The following is a 15,537-nucleotide window of genomic DNA, read 5'->3' on the forward strand; positions in this document are numbered from 1 at the left end:
TCCACAACGCTTTGCAAGGGGCTATTTACCGAGGTGGCCGTCATGGATGTATTTGGGATCGAACTCGGCCAGCGCCGCAAGCGGGTCGACAGGCGCCCCCCAAATCCGGCGCTGCTGCTCGGATGGCAGCGCCCAGAATTTCTCGATGCCCGCCCGGTTGGCAAAATGCGGCCAAAGGCGATCATCAGCGACAATCCGTCCAAGCGCCTCCCGCGCCACATACTCGATCACCGCTTCCTTCTTGACAACTCCGAGCCGTTTCTCGCGGTCGAAAGGTTCAAGGAGCCGGTCCTCATGCAAATGTTCGACGGTGCTGCGGTCGTTATAGATTTCGCCCATCATGTCGTCGTGACCGGGCCCGATGAAGAGTTCGGATCGGCTCTTGAAATCGGCTCTGCCCTGGCCCGGGCGTGAGAGAACCAGCCCATCGATGCAACGCGCATATTGGTGAAGACGATCCAACAAATCGCGCTCCGTGCGGGTCTGAACATAGAGGTACAGAACCCGAAACAGCCGCCAGTGACTGTCACCCTTGGCCATCGCGTTGAGCTTGGCCAATTGCGCGGCAAGACCGGCAGCCGACCGCAGCTCGGCCTGCGATACCTCCGGATAGGGCCGGAAATCATTCGGCACTGACGCTTCTAGGTCCTGCGTTTGCCTAACACCGATCTCGCTCTCTTGGCGGGAGCCGGTGATAATCACAGGCTTGTCCGCTGTCGCGAAAGGACTGCACAGCAGAAGCCCGCGATAGAATTGCCAGAGCCGCTGCTGAAGGATCTGATCTTCGCCATCAAGCACGCCCGGTTGCTGCGAACGGAGCTTGCTCAGGATGAAAAGGTCGCAGTCCTCAACTTCCTCCGCCCGGATCGATCCCAGCCACTCGCGCCAGTGAGCGGGCATCTTAAAGGCCGCGCGCGTCAGCACCGTCAATTCCGGTGAAATCGCCTCATCCATAAATCCCGCCTCGTCGCTTTTGAGGCTCAAGCCAAGCAACGCGTACTTCTCGCCTTCAGCGAGCCAATTCAGAGAATCACGATCACTCATGCGCCATTACCTGTTTCTTGTCGGATGCCTAGAAGCGGTAAGTCACCAGCACCGCAAAGTAGATCAACAACGCCGGAAGAACAGCAACACTCCCCTCGGCACTGATCCTAAGGCCCCAGAAGCTAACCTGAAGCTTGGGTTCACGTGGAGGAGCTGGTGGCCGGCTTGGCGCGGCATCCTCTGCGTCGGGCCTGCGCTGACGCCGGAGCTGCGGTCCGACCATGATTCCTATATCGATCATTGGCTGGCCGCTCTGAAGCGCGATAATCGTGCGATCTTTACGGCAGCGGCGCATGCCCAGCGGGCGGCGGATTATCTCCTTGGTTACAGCGGGCTCCTTAGCTCGCTCTATCGGAGACCTCCGGCATGTTCCAGCCGATCAAGGCATTGACCTCATCGTTGAAGCCTTCGCAAATCGCTGCGAGCGCTTCGGTTGTATCATCTGTCTGCCAGTCTCCCTGCGGGGCATGTTTATGCTGAAGCCCCCAGGCATGATCACCCTCCTTCCTCTCTAGCACAATCAGCCCAACACCGGCGAAAGGGCGTCCGACATCGACGAGCGCACCGTGCGTAGCGAGATGTCCCTCGAGATTCGGAGCGCCCTCAAAGTCGGGCCGGCGAAAGATCGGCGTTCCCGGCCTTCCGTACGCTGCATGCCACAAAACCCCGCTGCCGCAGGCTCCGGGCATATCCTCATCGGCGTAGTAGGGCACAAGGTCTTGCCTGCCGGCGACGAGCCCCAGCCGATCCACCACCGCAAGACCGAAGGTCGGCCCCTTTGCGAATTGGCCACCGGATTTAAAGGCCTTGACCATCTTCTCACGCAAGATGTCGATGACGCGGATCAGGGAACGCGGATCGTAAGTCGACGTCTCCCCAGCCTTCTTGTAGGGAGCGATTTCGCCCTCGCTCGTCGCAATCGATTTCCCCGAGGCAAGCTGCTCGTGAAGGTCCACCGCCTGATCGATCGCATCGACCGACATGGCATCCTGCCGCAGGTCGCCATCGACGACATCCAGCGACTTCACCTCCACAAAGAACTGCTTTCCACTTTCCAGCTCGCAGTGGAAATCCGGCGTCTGCACACCTTTGATCTCGTCGATCCGCGCGGTTTTGACTTTCGAACGGAGAAATTCGAACACCAGCGCTTCGCTGTAGAGTTCGAACACCTGCGCATAAGCGCGGGTGTTAGGCGCGTTCACCGCATCACCGATCCGGTCGCAGATCTTGCTCACATAGGATTTGAACGTGAGGTCACGATGGGCGGCAATATCCAGCGCACGCAAGCGCATGGGGTCGATCTGCACCAAGCTAAAATTCCTCGTCCAGGATGATAGCGCCTGTGCATGAGCAGTGAAGGCGATGCTCGCCGGAAAGGCAATCGCTTCGGCCTCCTTATAGCGCTGCTGCAACTCGGCCTGGAGGGCTGACGAGTCGCCAAGCCCTGCATCCTGGAATAGCTCCATCATCCGCTTGTACGCCGGGACTGCGGGCGAATTGCCATCGATCGAAACGAGCGCCTCGATCCCATCCATTACATCGAGCTCAATCCAGCTCAAGAAGCGCGCACGCTGAGCCTTGATCTGCTGGACGTGGTAGTTGGCGAAAGCCTTATTGAGGTTTGACGTGAGGCTGGTTTTCTTAAGACCAAAGAGCGCATTGAGCATAGTTTCGTCCTGAAATGAAATTCTATCCTGAGGCGTATCCACCTAAACTATAAACTTTGGGGAAGGCAGCACACTATCCAAAATTGCCCTGCCCGCAACCATTCTATCGGGGGAAAGTAGCGCCCTCAGCGCGAAAGCCGTCCATCCGGCAAGATGAAATGCGCGCGCACGGCCGTGACCCGCTCGAAGCCCTCGACGCTCACTGCCTCCGAGATCACGCCCACGAGTCGCCAGCCCCAGGCCCCATCAGCGAAGACTGGTGCAAGCATCGGCCCGCCGGAGATGCCGCCGAGGTCATAGCCCTCTGGCGGCAATCCTACCCCGCGAACATCCATCCAGTGCTCGCGCTCAAGCTGACAGCAGAGCTGGTGATCCGTGAAGCTGGTGAGAGGCGTTATGGCGCTGTGAAGACCGAACACCATCTCATGCGGTCCGATCGGATCGCGTTCGCAGCCCGGAAAGCCGCCGAAGAACACGCCTTCATTCGGCCTGTTCGGCGGCGGCGGCCATACGCCGTCGGCGCCCTGCACGATTTTCTTGCCCGTCGCCGCGATCTCCTCGGGCGTGACCCGGAAGGTTGCGATGTCGAGCCCGAGATCTTTGCCATGGGCGATGAGTCGTTCCTCAGGGTTGAAGCCGATATTGCCGATTTGGCAGCTTCGGATGCGCTGCGTCCGGTGGTCCTCGACGAATTGCTCAAACACATGACCGGCGGTGACCGCGAAAGGCCCCCGCCCGCAATCGAGGAAGAACATGGAGCCCTGCCGAGGCAAAAACGGTGTCTCCAGCACTTTCGACTGATAGCGCCACACGAACCAGGTGACATAGGCCGCGCCGCTGTTGCTCATCCGCCGCCCGAACTCCTGCATTACGGGAGATCTCCTCTCTTCCTCGCTGAGCTTGCTCAGGTATTCCGGCGTGAAAGGCTGTGGCGGCTCGGAAGGCGCAAGCTTCTCGGGTGCGGTGGGAATGATCAGGCGGGTCATGCCGCCATCACATAGCAACAGGGCGCAGCAACACAAGCGCCGTCAGGGGTGGCCGACCCTCACCACCCGCGAAAATCCCTTCGTTAACAGGGTCGGTACCCCAAACCCGTCATACCGAAGCCGCCCCTTCGGCTTCAACCACAACCCACGCCACATGGTGGCGGTCATTTCCAGCCACTCCGGTTCTGCGAAGGGCGTGCCGCCTGCCTTGGGATGGAAGAGAACGCGGTGCCATTGCGGCTTCGGCGTCGTCCAGTGCTCGAGCCACACCAGGGTTTCGGGGCCGATATCGAAACGCGCACAGACCTGGGCCGCTATCGTTTCCACTGCATTGGTGATGCTCATGCCGGGATTGCCTGGCGCTGGCGCGCAGACGACGGCAGCCCGACCATCGGGCAACAGGATCCGCTCGATGTAGCACACACCATCATGGGCCGCCCGATAGGCAAAGAGCTCCATCTGGTCTTCGACCTGCCATAGCGGAAACCGCCAGGCCTCGCGTTTGCGGGACTTGGCGCTAGCATCGCCTCCGATTGCTGCCGCGACCGCCGCGGGGTCAAGGCGCTCCCCGCCCAAAATCTCGCCCTTGGCCACCGCCTCATAGAGCCGCTTGCGGTACGCAAGCACTTCTCCGGAGGTCAGGCCCTTCGCCAAGCGTGTGGGGCGGTCGTATTCATCGTGGTGGTCGAGACAGAGGAAAACGAGATTCACAGGCCGGTTGTCGGAGGGATCGTGATTGAGGTGCGCGATCTGCCCCTTGCGTTCGTTGCCGTCGCCTCGAAGGCCGAAACAAAGACAACAACGTCGAAGCGACTGTTTCAAGATAACTGTCGCCGTTCTCTGCGACAGAGGACGACGCGTCTTGATTTGCAGCCGGCGGGGACCAAATTTGCGGTGAGACATCAGGCAAATTATCGACATCAATTCAGATAGATGCAAGCCGATCGGTCGGGGCATCCTTTCGCCTGACGGCTCTGCAGGGCCGAGCTCCAGGCGCAAACGGCCCTCGCCGCCTCCGGTGTCTCAGCCGTTCGGGTAACGATCCCATGCCATGCGTGCGACTGCTTTTTTTAGCCGTAAAGAGGAGACACCCCCACAATGGCTCAAGCGTCAAAACGAATTCGGGCTCCAAGTACCCCCTAGCGCACGGAACCCTCAAGTCGACGGGGCGACGTCGTCCACGTCGACTAGGAGCTAACTGCTCCCCCCGCCCGTCGTCGTCTCCGACGAAGAAGCTCTTCCGGGTCCACCCCCAAGGCCTCGGCTATTCGCTCCAGCACCAAAAGAGACGGGTTTCGCTTCCCCGTTTCGACACCGCTCAGATACGTCTGATGGACCTGACTCCTGTCGGCGAGCTCCTCTTGGCTGAGTTTTCTTGCCCGACGCAATTCCTGAATATTGAGGCCGACTCGGTCCTGCAATCGCATGCAGGGAAAGCAAAAGAAACCAGCTCCTTAGCCCATAGACTATAAGTCATAAAATGTGCAATCATTGGCCTTGGCTGGGAAATTGCGAAAGCTATGTAGTGGAGCAGCACTTGAGGCCCTTCGTCGAATATGGCGGTGCTACCTCGAATGTCGGCTACCGCGACGCGTCAACGGGACAAGTAGTGACTTTAGTTGAGATCCCATCCGAAGCGATTGAACGAGCGATTTTCGCTAGTGTTTCGGTAGAGATCGCTTTGTCGGGTGACGGGGAGATTGCTTCGACCGCGACTGGCACACTGTCCGGTTGCTCTATTGCGAAGAACACGATGTCAATCGACCAACTCGTAGAAGCGTTCTTGAGCAGCGACAACCTGCACATGGAAGAGGTTACCAAACAGGACCTTGAAGGCCTGCTAGCGCGGCTCCAAAAGTCCATTGACGCAGTGCGACGTTCGATCGCCCTCCTCCAGCTCGCAACAAGCCAAGTGTAGAGCTCAGTCAGGATGAAACAGCCGTCGACCCACCCCCTGCGACCTTTCTAGATTTTCGAAAGTCTGCATCGCCCTCGAGAAATGCCTCGAGCATAAACGGTATCAGCTCAGCTACTTCCTCCTTGTTGCCGTAGGTCTCTGCATAGAACGCAGCATACTCCCGCAGCCTCTGCGCCAGGCCTGGTGTGAACACAACGTTCATCTTCACCGGCGTTCGATCGGGCAGCTTCGCAAGCTTCATCCCTTATCTGCCCTTCGCTATTGCCTGAACGTCCTGGTACGGCTTCAGTACCAGATCCTTCGAAACAATCACCCGCAGCGGCCACCCCGGCCGCACCGTGATTGTCGGCTGCACGTCGAGCTCGCGCTCCACCAGGCGCTGCCCAGCCCGGTTTGTCGTCTGCTGCGTGCTTTCCCGCAGGGCCTTCACGAGGTCGCTCTCGTCATTGCCAATCGATAGTTGGGTCCCCACTCCGATCAAGGTCGCCAGCGCAATGCCTTTGAGCAATTGCCAGGTGTGAAAGTCCACCTCGTCTTCAAGGCCGGCATAGCCCGCGACGTCGGTGGCCGGAAGGTTCTCGATCACGATCGAATTGCCGTTCGGCAAGATAAGTCTCGTCCAGACGACCAGCGCCCGCTTCTGGCCAAAGGCGACGACGCTGTCGTATTTGCCCATGATCCGAGTCCCTTGCGGGATCAGGAGATGCTCGCCGGTCACCGTGTCATAGACGTTCTCGGTGACCTGACCGATGGTGGTGCCCGGCAAGTCGGAATTCAGCCCCGTGACGAGGCTCGCCGGGATGATCGATCCCGCCATCACTGCATACGTGGATGGCGCTGGCTTGAGCGCATGGGGATTGGTGGTCTCCGTGTCGGCTTTCGCGCCTACAAAGGCCAGCTTGCGCGCTTGCGATGAGGGAATGATCTCGCTGGAGCGGTCGATCATCGCCTGCGCCGTCTTCGCGAGTTCCGCGGCTGACGGCCCTGTATCGGGCGTTGTAGGCCGGAATGCGGATGGGGCAGCAGCAACCGTTGCTTCGGTCGCGCTTGTCTGCTTGCGCTTGTCCTGTTTCTCCGACAGGCGGACGAACAGGCCCGACTCCTTAGCCTGTTGCGCGACCCGTGTCTGGCGGATCCGCTCAGCCCGCTCGGCGTCCTCCTCCGGGTTGGTGCGGAAGCCCGTGTCCGATGCGACACCGGCCTTCTTCTCGTTTTCGGCAAAGGCCCGGCCGATGTCTCCCGGGGATGGTGGCCCAAGCCTCGGCGTCGATGGCGGCAGATCCTCATAGGACTTTGGTAGCTTGCTCAAGCCTTCGGCAGTCTGCTTGCGGTCCGTATTGTAAAGCTCTGTCCGTTCCGACTGCTTGAAGGAGTGCGGCCGGAGCGCAATGAGTATCGCCCCGCCAACAAATAGCGCCGCGACGGCGCAGCCGATCATAAGAGCACGTCTGTTGAGCCGGCGAACGGGCCGCGGCCGCGCCCGCAGCTCCAGCGGCTCCGGATCCTGATCCAGGCTCGTCATGAGGCGCTCCCGGTGCTGAAGGCCTGCGACATGGGCCGCGCGTCGATCCGGATGATCCGGACGATGCGCTGGGGATTTTCTCCCAAGCGAAGCTCGGCGGCACCGAACATCCGATCGACGATGTAGTAGGTACCCCGGACCCGGTAGTTGACGAGGTTCGGCCGCCCATCGGCTCCAGCGACGAACAACGGCGGCGCCTCCCCTTGCGACAGGCCAGACGGCATCTGGATGTAGACCTTGCGGCCATCATCGAAGGCGCGCAGCGGCCGCCACGGCGGATCGTCTCCTTCGATCCGATAGCGGAAGTTCAGGCTGTCGAGCCGCACGCCGCGATCGACGATGCGTTCCTCGTTTTCCTGGGCAGCGACGTTCTGCTTGTGGAGCGCAACGAGCGTGTCCGTTGGATACGTCCACGAGATAGACGCCATATAGGTCTGCTTGGTCGACACGAGCTCGAGGTGATAGGCTCGCCGGTCGGTCAGCACCACGAGGTTGGTCTGAATGTCCGGAAGCGTTGGCTTAATCAGAATGTGCACTCGCCGGGCGCTTCCCTGCCCGCTCGAGGTATCACCGACCACCCAGCGCACCGTATCGCCGGTGGAGACATCGATCAGTTCCTCCCCCGGTTGGAGCGCAATGGTCGAGACCTTCTCCGGGCTTGCATAAAGCCGGTAGAGCGCGCCTTCGGTCCACGGATAGACCTGAATGGCGTTGATATATCCGGCGCGCGTCGGCTCCATCCTCGCGGCCTTGTTCGCCTTTGCGATCGCCTGCTCCGGCGGCAGCTTTTCCTCCTTGCCGGCCTTTGTCGGATAAGGCTTCAACTGACCGGGCAGCGGCAGGATCTTGGGTGTCTCGACGACTTGCACAGGCGCAGGCGGATCGGCCTCTGGAAAGCCCTTCTCGAAGACCATCTCATCATAGGGCGCTTCGAGATTAAGCTTGCTGGCACATCCGCCCAGTGCAAAGGACAAAGCGAGCGTGCTGGCCGACGCGAGCTTGGTGAGGGCTTTGGAATTCATTTGGCGTCTCCAATCAGGTCGCGCGACCAGTTGAGGGAATGGACGTAAAGGCCGAGAGGATTCTTCCGCAGGATTTCGGCATCCGCGGGCGGCTTGAGAACGGTGGTGACGAGACCGGTGAAGCGCTCGGTCCTTGCGATCACGCCGTTCTCGTAGGTGTTCTCTTTCCAACGGATCTCGAAGCTGTCGCCGGAGGCGCGCACCACAGACGTGACCTCGGCCGTCACTGTTTTCGAGCCGATCTTCGTGAAGGGATCGGCCTCCCGCGCGTAGTCGTTCAAAGCCTGAGCGCCGCGATCGGTGACGAAGTCGTAGGCGCGCAGCCAGTTCGCCCGCACGATGACCGGATCGATTGACAACGAGCGAACGTTCTCGATGAACCGCGCGAGAAAATGCGCAATCTGCGCGTCTGACGGTTGGTAGGCTTCGAGTGCTGGTCCGACTGCCCGGACTTCGCCGAGCCGATCGACTTCGACCACGTAGGGAACGACGCCCGAACGGGCGATCTGTACAAAGATCGTCAATCCGAGTACGCCCGACAGGCCGATGGCTGCCAGCGCTGCCAATCGCCAGTTGCTCGCCTGAACGCGGGCCGACCCTAGCCGCTCGTCCCAGACTTGGGCCGCCTTTTGATAGGGCGTGACCGGCTCGGGTGTTTCGCCGTATCGAACAGATACGCGCTGAAAGGGATGACCTGCCATGTCCTACTCCTCCCCCAGCTTCGGGCCCGAAGAATGCCCGCCTTTGTCACCTTCCTTCAGGGTGTGAGCGGCGACCTGCGCTGCTTCCCTCGCGTGTCCACGTCCTGACGCCGCCGCCGTACGCCCTGCGCTTGAAGCGGCCGCTCCATTCGTTGAACCGCCGGTACTCCCGCTCGATAGCTGATCCACTGTGGCGGCTCGGGCCGATGTGCCGGCAGCCGAAGACGCTCCTGTTAGGGACGCAGCTGAGCGAACCGCGGTCATCGAGCCACCCGCCGCGAGGCGCAAGCCTCCTGCGGCCGCAGCTCCGCCGCCGATCACGACCGCCGCCGCGCCCGCCGCTGTTCCTGCCGCAGCGCCTGCTCCTAGCTGGGGCGCCCCCGAGACCAATCCTGCCGCGATCCCTGGGCCGAAGATGCCAAGGCCAAACAGCGAAAGCGCCGCCAACAACAAGCTCATGGCCGAGACGATGTCGACCGGCCGCGTCAACGTGCTTGCAAGCTGGCCGAAGATGGTCGAGCCGATGCCGATGATGATGGCAAGAACCATCACCTTCACCCCCGAGGCGACTACGTTGCCAAGCGTCTTTTCCGCCAGGAATGAGGTCTTTCCCCACAGGGCGAACGGCACGAGAATGAAGCTTGCCAGCGTCGTCAGCTTGAATTCGATCAGCGTAACGAAGAGCTGCACCGAAAGGACGAAGAAGGCGAGCACGATCAGGATCCAGCAGAACAACAGGATGAGGATCGTCGGCAGGTTGGTCAGGACATCAAAACCGGAGAACTGGCCGGTCTCCTCGAGAAGAGGATGTGCGGCCGTAAACCCGGCGGAAGCGACGAAACCCGGTCGCGCCAGGTCTGCCGCGCTCAAGCTCCCGCCGGATGCTTTCAGTCCGATGCTGGAGAACGACGCGAAGACGACGTCGGCAAGACTCTTGAAGTTGCCGATGATGAACGCGAAGGCGCCGACATAGAGCACCTTCTTGGCGAGCGTGACCAGAATGTGATCGTCCGCCCGCATAGCCCAGGCAAGTCCGGCAAGCGTCAGGTCGATGCCTATCAGCGTTGAACTCAAGAAGGAGACATCGCCGGACAGAAGACCAAACCCGGAGTCGATGTATCGCGAGAACGTCTCGGTAAAGCGGTCAATGACGGAAAGATCAGCCATGGCGCCCTCACCTACTTGCCGCTGGTGTAGGCATGGCCGTCGCCGATGAAGCGGGTAAAGCGCTCCTTTGCGGCGGCCGAGGAGGCCTGCTCTTCGGCGGCACGCAATGTGCTCGCGCGCGCCTGGGTCGCCATGAGCGCCTGGGTCTGCAACGATTGCTTGATCTGGAGGCCGAGCAGCTCGTTGCCCGACTGTTGGGCCTGCAACGAACCGGCAGCCGCGGACGAATTTGCCATCAGCGTTCGAAGCGTCTGGCCGTCCTGGTCCAGATTGCCGACAATCGCCGATTGAAGAGTGAGCGACTGCTTCAGCCCGTCGTAGCTATTGTCCCAACGCGCGGTCGCGTCCTGCACCATCTTGTCGGACGAGACGGCCGCCGCATATTGGCGAGGATAGAGGCGTTCAAAATCCTGCTGGGTTTTCTGGACATCGAACGAAAGGTTCTTTGCCTGGCTGATCAGGCCGTTCATCTGATTGATGGTTGAGGAGAGTTGACCGACGACGCTTGTTGGCAGGCTCGTGAGATTCTTGGCCTGATTGAGCAGCGACTGGGCCTGGTTTTGGAGGCTCCTGACCTGGTTGTTGATCTGCTCGAGCGTACGAGCGGCCGTCAGGAGGTTTTGACCGTAGTTCGATGGATCGAACACGACGACCTGTGCCCCAAGCCGTTGGGATCCGTTCAGCGCAATGACGAGGGACAGCGCTACGATTGGGGTCGCTTTTGCGATTCGGCATGCGACAGGTGTGACGAAGATATTCAGCATGGATAGCTCCTTAAACGCTGGGATTGGTGTCAGGCTTTCTGGGCCTGTTCGAAGGTGCTGATCAGGTTCGCCGCCCAGTGCAGGTCTCGCTCGGCGAGAAAGCGCTTGGCAAAGTGATGAGGGCCGGAGCGAGACAGGACCGCATCGACGGTTCGCTGGTCCTCGGGCGAGGACGCCGCGACAAGCGCGAGCGCCACCGGTCCTAGGCCGAGCTCAAACAGTCGATTGCCGGCGCGTGATTGCAGATAGTAGTCGCGCTTCGGGAAAGCCTCCGCGATCAGGCGCACTTGCGTGTCGTTCAGGCCGAACCGCCGATAGGTCTCGGTCTGGGTCGGCTCCAGCGCACGGGGGTTCGGCAGGAAGATCCTGCTTGGGCAGGATTCGATGATCGCGGGAGCAATCTGGCTGTCCGCGATATCGGCGAGCGACTGGGTTGCGAAGATGACGGCCACGTTCTTTTTGCGCAGCGTCTTCAGCCATTCGCGAATGCGGCTCGCGAACAACGGGTCATCCAGAAACACCCAGGCCTCATCCAGCACCAGCAGCGTCGGCCGGCCGTCAAAGCGCTCTTCGAGGGTGTGGAAGAGATAGGTCAAAACCGGCGCCACAAGGCCCGGCAACGCCATCAGCTCTTCCATTTCGAAGGTCAACACGTCGACACCGGAAAGGCGGTCGGCGTCCGCATCCAGGAAGCGGCCGTACGGCCCTTCCAGCGTGTAGGGCTGCAATGCCTGCCGCAGCGCGTCACGGGCCAGCAGCGCCACGAGCCCGGTCATCGTCCGCTGCGAGACGGGCGCAGAGCCGAGGCTCCTCAGCGCCGACCAGAGCGTCTCCTTGACGTCGGGCGTTACGGTCACGCGCTCATGGGCGAGCACGCCGCAGAGCCAGTCGAGCGCCCAGAGTCTCGCGCCCTCCTCCGCGACATCCTTGAGCGGTTGAAAGGCGATGCCGCCCTTGGCGCCCAGCTCATACCAGGCGCCCGACAATGCGAGTGTGGTGACCCGTGCCGAGCGGCCCTTGTCGAACGTGATCAGTTGGGCGTTTGGATATCGACGGAATTGCAACGCCAGCATCGAAAGCAGGACCGACTTACCCGCCCCCGTCGGACCGACAATGATCGTGTGTCCAACGTCGCCGGCGTGGAGGGACAAACGGAATGGGGTCGCGCCCTTGGTCTTGGCGATCAGAAGCGGCGGGCCATCAAGGTGCTCGCACTGCTCCGGACCGGCCCATACTGCCGACAATGGGCACATATGGGCGAGATTGAGTGTGTGAACGATAGGCTGGCGGATGTTGGCATAGGCTTGGCCTGGCAGACCGCCAAGCCAGGCTTCAACCGCATTGACGCTCTCGCGGATAGCCGTAAACCCCCGGCTGTTGATCACCCGCTCGACCGCGCGGATCTTCTCGTCGGCTTGATGGGAGTCCTCGTCACTTACGGTGACGGTCGTGGTGATATAGCCGAAGGCAACCAGATCGTCACCGAGCTCGGAAAGCGCTGCGTCGGCATCGAGAGCCTTGTTGCTGGCGTCAGTATCGAGCAGCGCCGCCTGCTCGTTGAACATGACCTCCTTGAGGATCGCCGCAAGCGACTTCCGCTTGGCAAACCACTGCCGCCGGTAACGCGACAACGTCGCATTGGCCTGCGTACGGTCGAGCGGGATGAACCGGGTGGCCCAGCGGTAGGCAACGCCGAGCCGGTTCAGCTCGTCAAGCAAGCCGGGAAAGGTGACGTGGGGAAACCCAAGAACGGTCAATACCCGCAGATGGCTCCGCCCGATCGCCGGCGACAATCCGCCGGTCAGCGGCTCATCACTGAGGAAGCAATCAAGATAGGCTGGAATCCTTGGTACCGCGACCGGATGGCGTTTGGTCGAGACGCAGCTGTGAAGATATGTGAGCGTCTCCGCATCGTTGAGAGGCCATATCTCGGGCAAGACCGACGAGAGCAGATCGATGGCTCGGTCGGTCTCCTGGATGAACCTCTGGAGATGATCACGATAGCCTTTCTCGTCGCTATCAAATCGCTGTTGGCCGTCGATCTCGCCGTCGTCGGCGTCACCTTGCGCAGGAATTATGGTAGATTGTCCTTTTCTGGTCCCACGGTTCCTCGCCTTGGGGCGCTCGAGGAATAGACCTTCGAGGCGTGAGACCCTTTCCGCCGGCGGCAGGTACACCAGGGTTAGATGCAGCACGCTCTCGAAATGCTGCCCGCCAGGGCGTGACGGATCCTCCCATGCCACCGCGGTTGCGCCTTCGAAGGAAGCGCGCCGCTCCTCGTCGACCAGCCAGGATACAGGGTCCGGGAATTCCGACCGCGGATATTCGCAAGCCGGGATGCGCGTGGCATCAAAGAAGAGAGCCCAACCTGAGCCAAACCGCTTCAGAACGTTGTTGACGCGGGACACGACGCTCATCAGTTCGGCTTCGGTCGCGCTATCGAGGTCCGGCCCGCGGTAGCGGATCGTTCGTTGGAAGCTGCCATCCTTATTGAGGATGACACCGGGAGCGACCAGGCATGCCCATGGCAGCCAATCAGCCAGCCGATAGGCGTTGCCGCGGAATTCTTTCAAGTTCAGCATGCAAGCCGCCCTTTGTGTTTGGTGTGACGAATGGTGACTTCGACGAAGGCCGGGTCGCGTTTTGCGAGCCAAACAGCCACGCTGTGTCCAACGACCCAGAGCACGAGGCCTGCGAGCCAAAGGCGCAGGCCGAGCGCAAGCACGGCTGAGAGGGTCCCGATCAAAATGGCGGCGGCACGCGGGGCGCCGCCGATCAGGATCGGTTCAGTCAGCGAGCGGTGGAGCACGAGTTCAAAACCGTCGGGGCGCATCAGATCAGTGCTCCGCCACCGAAGGAGAAGAACGAGAGGAAGAAGGAACTCGCAGCAAAGGCGATCGAGAGGCCAAATACGACCTGGACCATCTTGCGGAATCCACCTGAAGTGTCGCCGAAGGCCAGCGATATGCCTGTCACCGTGATGATGATGACGGCGACGATCTTGGCGACGGGCCCCTGCACCGATTCCAGGACGCGCTCGAGCGGCGCTTCCCAAGGCATGCCGGAACCTGCGGCGTGCGCCGCCGTGACGTTGAGGAGCACGCACGCCGACGCCACGCCGAGCGTGACCAGCGGCAACCCGCTGACCGAGCAGAAGCCGCGAAAGCGCGAACGCACGTTTAGATTCAATCGAATGGACATAGGAAGTCTCCTTCAGGTCAGGGGCGATGGGAGGTGTTTGGAAGTCCGGGCGGGGTCTCGAGCAGATAGTCGCCCGAAGGATCGAGGCCCTTGAGCTCGGCGACGGTCTCGATGCGTCGTGCGGGTCCCCGCCCCTTGATGAAGACGATCAGATCAATCGCTTCGGCAATGAGCCGGCGCGGCACGGTTGCGACCGCTTCCTGAATGAGCTGTTCGATCCGGTAGAGCGCAGCGCGTGCCGAGTTGGCATGGACCGTGGCAATTCCGCCGGGGTGCCCCGTATTCCAGGCTTTCAGCATGTCGAGAGCTTCGGCGCCTCTGACCTCACCGACGATGATGCGGTCGGGACGCAGGCGCAGCGTAGATCTGACAAGATCCGCAAGGCTCGCCACTCCCGGCTTGGTCCGGAGCGTCACGGCATCCTTTGCATCGCAGCGCAGCTCGCGAGTGTCTTCGATGATGACGACCCGCTCTTCGAGGCCGGCGATCTCCGCAAGAAGCGCATTGGCTAGCGTGGTCTTGCCCGAGCCGGTGCCGCCGGCGATCAGGATGCTGCGCGCTTCCGTGACTGCTGATGTCAGCACCTTTGCCATTAGGGGCGACGCAGTCTGCGCCTTGACATAATCGGACAGGCGGAAGGTGGTCGTTGCGGGCTTGCGGATGGCAAAGCACGGCGCGAGCGAGACAGGAGGCAAGACGCCTTCAAAGCGCTCACCAGTTTCGGGAAGCTCCGCCGAGATAATGGGAGACGAACCGCTCGCTTCCGCCCGAACATGGCTGGCGACAAGCCGGATGATCCGCTCGGCCTCCTGTGGCGTCAGAACGACGCCAGTATCTGCTCGGCCCGTGCCGTGCCGATCAAGCCAAAGCCTGCCGTCGGGATTGACCATGACCTCGACGACATCGGGTTCTTCCAGAGCCAGCGCGATCGCCGGTCCCATCGCGGTCCGCAGCATGCCCCGGCGCCGTTCGCGGGTCTCTGGCGAGAGGAGATCAGACATTGCCGACCTCCTCTCGCCCTGCCGGAGAATGCTCCGGCGGCTCACCCGTCGCGCTCTGCGCGCGGGATTCAGTGTCGCTGGGTTGCGCCGCGCCCAGAGGGGCGCCCTCCTCGAGGTTGCGCATGAAGAGATCCGGTTTCGAGGCGCTGACGCGATCCATGACGTCGGCCACAAGCCGGCCGCCGGAGGCGACGCGTTTGCCGACCTGGGCGACAAACATCTCGAAGCGCTCGCGGCCCAGCGCTCGCGCTGCGTCCTGATCCTGCGAAGGCAACGGCGGGGTGATGGTCAGGTAGTAGCGGATGAAGAGCGCGATGGTCTCCGCCAGGACGCCAACGTCACGATCGGCTCGTTCCAGTTGCCGGCTCATCCGGTCCAGCCTTCGGACCAGCGCCGCATCGCCGCTGGTGTCACGCTCGGGATTGAGAAAGCGATCCAGCGCAGCATCGACAATGGCTGACTTGCTGGCTCCGGGGCGCTTGGCTGCGAGCTCGAGCCGTTGCGACACACTTTCAGAGACGTAGGCCGACAGTTTCGGTTTCAT

At 61.4% G+C, this 15,537-nt stretch carries 18 protein-coding genes; 2 read left to right on the forward strand and 16 right to left on the reverse strand.

All coding sequences use genetic code 11. From position 1 onward, the window contains the following. Nucleotides 1-21: 21 nt before the first annotated feature. Complete coding sequence (locus GGD65_RS07955) at nucleotides 22-1,044, reverse strand: hypothetical protein (RefSeq protein ID WP_183234837.1); 1,023 nt, start codon at nucleotides 1,042-1,044, stop codon at nucleotides 22-24. On the opposite strand from GGD65_RS07955, the gene GGD65_RS41090 reads away from it, so the two are divergent. Next, on the forward strand, nucleotides 1,043-1,435 hold the full coding sequence (locus GGD65_RS41090) for a zincin-like metallopeptidase domain-containing protein (protein WP_183234838.1): 393 nt from the start codon (nucleotides 1,043-1,045) through the stop codon (nucleotides 1,433-1,435). The genes GGD65_RS07955 and GGD65_RS41090 overlap by 2 nt on opposite strands. Here the strand turns inward: GGD65_RS41090 and GGD65_RS07965 are convergent. From GGD65_RS07965 to GGD65_RS07980, 4 genes are all read right to left on the reverse strand, one after another. Next, nucleotides 1,383-2,711, reverse strand: coding sequence for a hypothetical protein (locus tag GGD65_RS07965; RefSeq protein ID WP_183234839.1), 1,329 nt, complete (start codon nucleotides 2,709-2,711; stop codon nucleotides 1,383-1,385). The two genes, GGD65_RS41090 and GGD65_RS07965, sit on opposite strands and share 53 nt — an antisense overlap. Before the next feature lie 125 nt (nucleotides 2,712-2,836). Next, nucleotides 2,837-3,697, reverse strand: coding sequence for a hypothetical protein (locus GGD65_RS07970; protein ID WP_183234840.1), 861 nt, complete (start codon nucleotides 3,695-3,697; stop codon nucleotides 2,837-2,839). A gap of 42 nt (nucleotides 3,698-3,739) precedes the next feature. Further along, complete coding sequence (locus GGD65_RS07975; protein WP_183234841.1) at nucleotides 3,740-4,519, reverse strand: hypothetical protein; 780 nt, start codon at nucleotides 4,517-4,519, stop codon at nucleotides 3,740-3,742. Nucleotides 4,520-4,884: 365 nt separating this feature from the next. Next, on the reverse strand, nucleotides 4,885-5,124 hold the full coding sequence (locus GGD65_RS07980; protein ID WP_183234842.1) for a helix-turn-helix domain-containing protein: 240 nt from the start codon (nucleotides 5,122-5,124) through the stop codon (nucleotides 4,885-4,887). 110 nt (nucleotides 5,125-5,234) lie between these two features. Here GGD65_RS07980 and GGD65_RS07985 point away from each other — a divergent pair, with 110 nt between their 5' ends. Continuing rightward, nucleotides 5,235-5,615 carry a hypothetical protein gene (locus GGD65_RS07985; protein ID WP_183234843.1) on the forward strand — a complete coding sequence of 127 codons (381 nt, stop codon included), beginning with the start codon at nucleotides 5,235-5,237 and terminating at the stop codon, nucleotides 5,613-5,615. Nucleotides 5,616-5,622: 7 nt separating this feature from the next. Here the strand turns inward: GGD65_RS07985 and GGD65_RS07990 are convergent, their stop codons facing one another. Genes GGD65_RS07990 through GGD65_RS08040 form a run of 11 tightly spaced genes read right to left on the reverse strand, consistent with a single transcriptional unit; the run spans nucleotide 5,623 to nucleotide 15,537 of the window. Then, the gene (locus tag GGD65_RS07990; RefSeq protein WP_183234844.1) at nucleotides 5,623-5,856 is read right to left on the reverse strand and encodes a DUF2274 domain-containing protein; all 234 of its coding nucleotides are present in this window, start codon (nucleotides 5,854-5,856) and stop codon (nucleotides 5,623-5,625) included. A 3-nt stretch (nucleotides 5,857-5,859) separates the two neighbouring features. After that, on the reverse strand, nucleotides 5,860-7,137 hold the full coding sequence (locus tag GGD65_RS40130) for a TrbI/VirB10 family protein (RefSeq protein WP_183234845.1): 1,278 nt from the start codon (nucleotides 7,135-7,137) through the stop codon (nucleotides 5,860-5,862). After that, on the reverse strand, nucleotides 7,134-8,159 hold the full coding sequence (gene trbG / locus GGD65_RS08000; RefSeq protein ID WP_183234846.1) for a P-type conjugative transfer protein TrbG: 1,026 nt from the start codon (nucleotides 8,157-8,159) through the stop codon (nucleotides 7,134-7,136). Before trbG ends, GGD65_RS40130 begins: the two co-directional genes overlap by 4 nt. Continuing rightward, the gene (gene trbF, locus GGD65_RS08005; RefSeq protein ID WP_183234847.1) at nucleotides 8,156-8,860 is read right to left on the reverse strand and encodes a conjugal transfer protein TrbF; all 705 of its coding nucleotides are present in this window, start codon (nucleotides 8,858-8,860) and stop codon (nucleotides 8,156-8,158) included. The genes trbG and trbF overlap by 4 nt, the downstream gene beginning before the upstream one ends. A gap of 3 nt (nucleotides 8,861-8,863) precedes the next feature. Next, nucleotides 8,864-10,027 carry a P-type conjugative transfer protein TrbL gene (gene trbL / locus GGD65_RS08010; RefSeq protein WP_183234848.1) on the reverse strand — a complete coding sequence of 388 codons (1,164 nt, stop codon included), beginning with the start codon at nucleotides 10,025-10,027 and terminating at the stop codon, nucleotides 8,864-8,866. Between the two features lie 11 nt (nucleotides 10,028-10,038). Continuing rightward, entirely contained in the window at nucleotides 10,039-10,791 is a 753-nt protein-coding gene (gene trbJ / locus GGD65_RS08015) for a P-type conjugative transfer protein TrbJ (protein ID WP_183234850.1), read from the reverse strand. 29 nt (nucleotides 10,792-10,820) lie between these two features. Then, nucleotides 10,821-13,373, reverse strand: a complete 2,553-nt coding sequence (gene trbE, locus GGD65_RS08020; protein WP_183234991.1) for a conjugal transfer protein TrbE — start codon at nucleotides 13,371-13,373, stop codon at nucleotides 10,821-10,823. Then, entirely contained in the window at nucleotides 13,367-13,624 is a 258-nt protein-coding gene (locus GGD65_RS08025) for a VirB3 family type IV secretion system protein (protein ID WP_183234852.1), read from the reverse strand. The genes trbE and GGD65_RS08025 overlap by 7 nt, the downstream gene beginning before the upstream one ends. Next, nucleotides 13,624-13,992: a TrbC/VirB2 family protein gene (locus tag GGD65_RS08030; protein ID WP_246783212.1), complete on the reverse strand. Its 369-nt coding sequence runs from the start codon at nucleotides 13,990-13,992 to the stop codon at nucleotides 13,624-13,626. Before GGD65_RS08030 ends, GGD65_RS08025 begins: the two co-directional genes overlap by 1 nt. A gap of 17 nt (nucleotides 13,993-14,009) precedes the next feature. Beyond that, the gene (gene trbB / locus GGD65_RS08035) at nucleotides 14,010-14,993 is read right to left on the reverse strand and encodes a P-type conjugative transfer ATPase TrbB (protein WP_183234854.1); all 984 of its coding nucleotides are present in this window, start codon (nucleotides 14,991-14,993) and stop codon (nucleotides 14,010-14,012) included. Continuing rightward, entirely contained in the window at nucleotides 14,986-15,537 is a 552-nt protein-coding gene (locus tag GGD65_RS08040; protein WP_183234855.1) for a CopG family transcriptional regulator, read from the reverse strand. Before GGD65_RS08040 ends, trbB begins: the two co-directional genes overlap by 8 nt.

Source organism: Bradyrhizobium sp. CIR18, assembly GCF_014198295.1.
GTDB lineage: Bacteria > Pseudomonadota > Alphaproteobacteria > Rhizobiales > Xanthobacteraceae > Bradyrhizobium.

Excerpts from the sequence above, each read along its gene's own strand:
- GGD65_RS08030 (WP_246783212.1), bottom strand. The coding sequence starts at position 13,992 with ATGTCCATTCGATTGAATCTAAACGTGCGTTCGCGCTTTCGCGGCTTC.
- trbF (WP_183234847.1), bottom strand. The coding sequence starts at position 8,860 with ATGGCAGGTCATCCCTTTCAGCGCGTATCTGTTCGATACGGCGAAACA.
- trbL (WP_183234848.1), bottom strand. The coding sequence starts at position 10,027 with ATGGCTGATCTTTCCGTCATTGACCGCTTTACCGAGACGTTCTCGCGA.
- trbG (WP_183234846.1), bottom strand. The coding sequence starts at position 8,159 with ATGAATTCCAAAGCCCTCACCAAGCTCGCGTCGGCCAGCACGCTCGCT.
- GGD65_RS07990 (WP_183234844.1), bottom strand. The coding sequence starts at position 5,856 with ATGAAGCTTGCGAAGCTGCCCGATCGAACGCCGGTGAAGATGAACGTT.
- GGD65_RS08040 (WP_183234855.1), bottom strand. The coding sequence starts at position 15,537 with ATGAAACCGAAACTGTCGGCCTACGTCTCTGAAAGTGTGTCGCAACGG.
- trbB (WP_183234854.1), bottom strand. The coding sequence starts at position 14,993 with ATGTCTGATCTCCTCTCGCCAGAGACCCGCGAACGGCGCCGGGGCATG.
- GGD65_RS07980 (WP_183234842.1), bottom strand. The coding sequence starts at position 5,124 with ATGCGATTGCAGGACCGAGTCGGCCTCAATATTCAGGAATTGCGTCGG.
- GGD65_RS07955 (WP_183234837.1), bottom strand. The coding sequence starts at position 1,044 with ATGAGTGATCGTGATTCTCTGAATTGGCTCGCTGAAGGCGAGAAGTAC.
- GGD65_RS41090 (WP_183234838.1), top strand. The coding sequence starts at position 1,043 with ATGCGCCATTACCTGTTTCTTGTCGGATGCCTAGAAGCGGTAAGTCAC.
- trbJ (WP_183234850.1), bottom strand. The coding sequence starts at position 10,791 with ATGCTGAATATCTTCGTCACACCTGTCGCATGCCGAATCGCAAAAGCG.
- GGD65_RS07970 (WP_183234840.1), bottom strand. The coding sequence starts at position 3,697 with ATGACCCGCCTGATCATTCCCACCGCACCCGAGAAGCTTGCGCCTTCC.
- trbE (WP_183234991.1), bottom strand. The coding sequence starts at position 13,373 with ATGCTGAACTTGAAAGAATTCCGCGGCAACGCCTATCGGCTGGCTGAT.
- GGD65_RS40130 (WP_183234845.1), bottom strand. The coding sequence starts at position 7,137 with ATGACGAGCCTGGATCAGGATCCGGAGCCGCTGGAGCTGCGGGCGCGG.
- GGD65_RS08025 (WP_183234852.1), bottom strand. The coding sequence starts at position 13,624 with ATGCGCCCCGACGGTTTTGAACTCGTGCTCCACCGCTCGCTGACTGAA.
- GGD65_RS07965 (WP_183234839.1), bottom strand. The coding sequence starts at position 2,711 with ATGCTCAATGCGCTCTTTGGTCTTAAGAAAACCAGCCTCACGTCAAAC.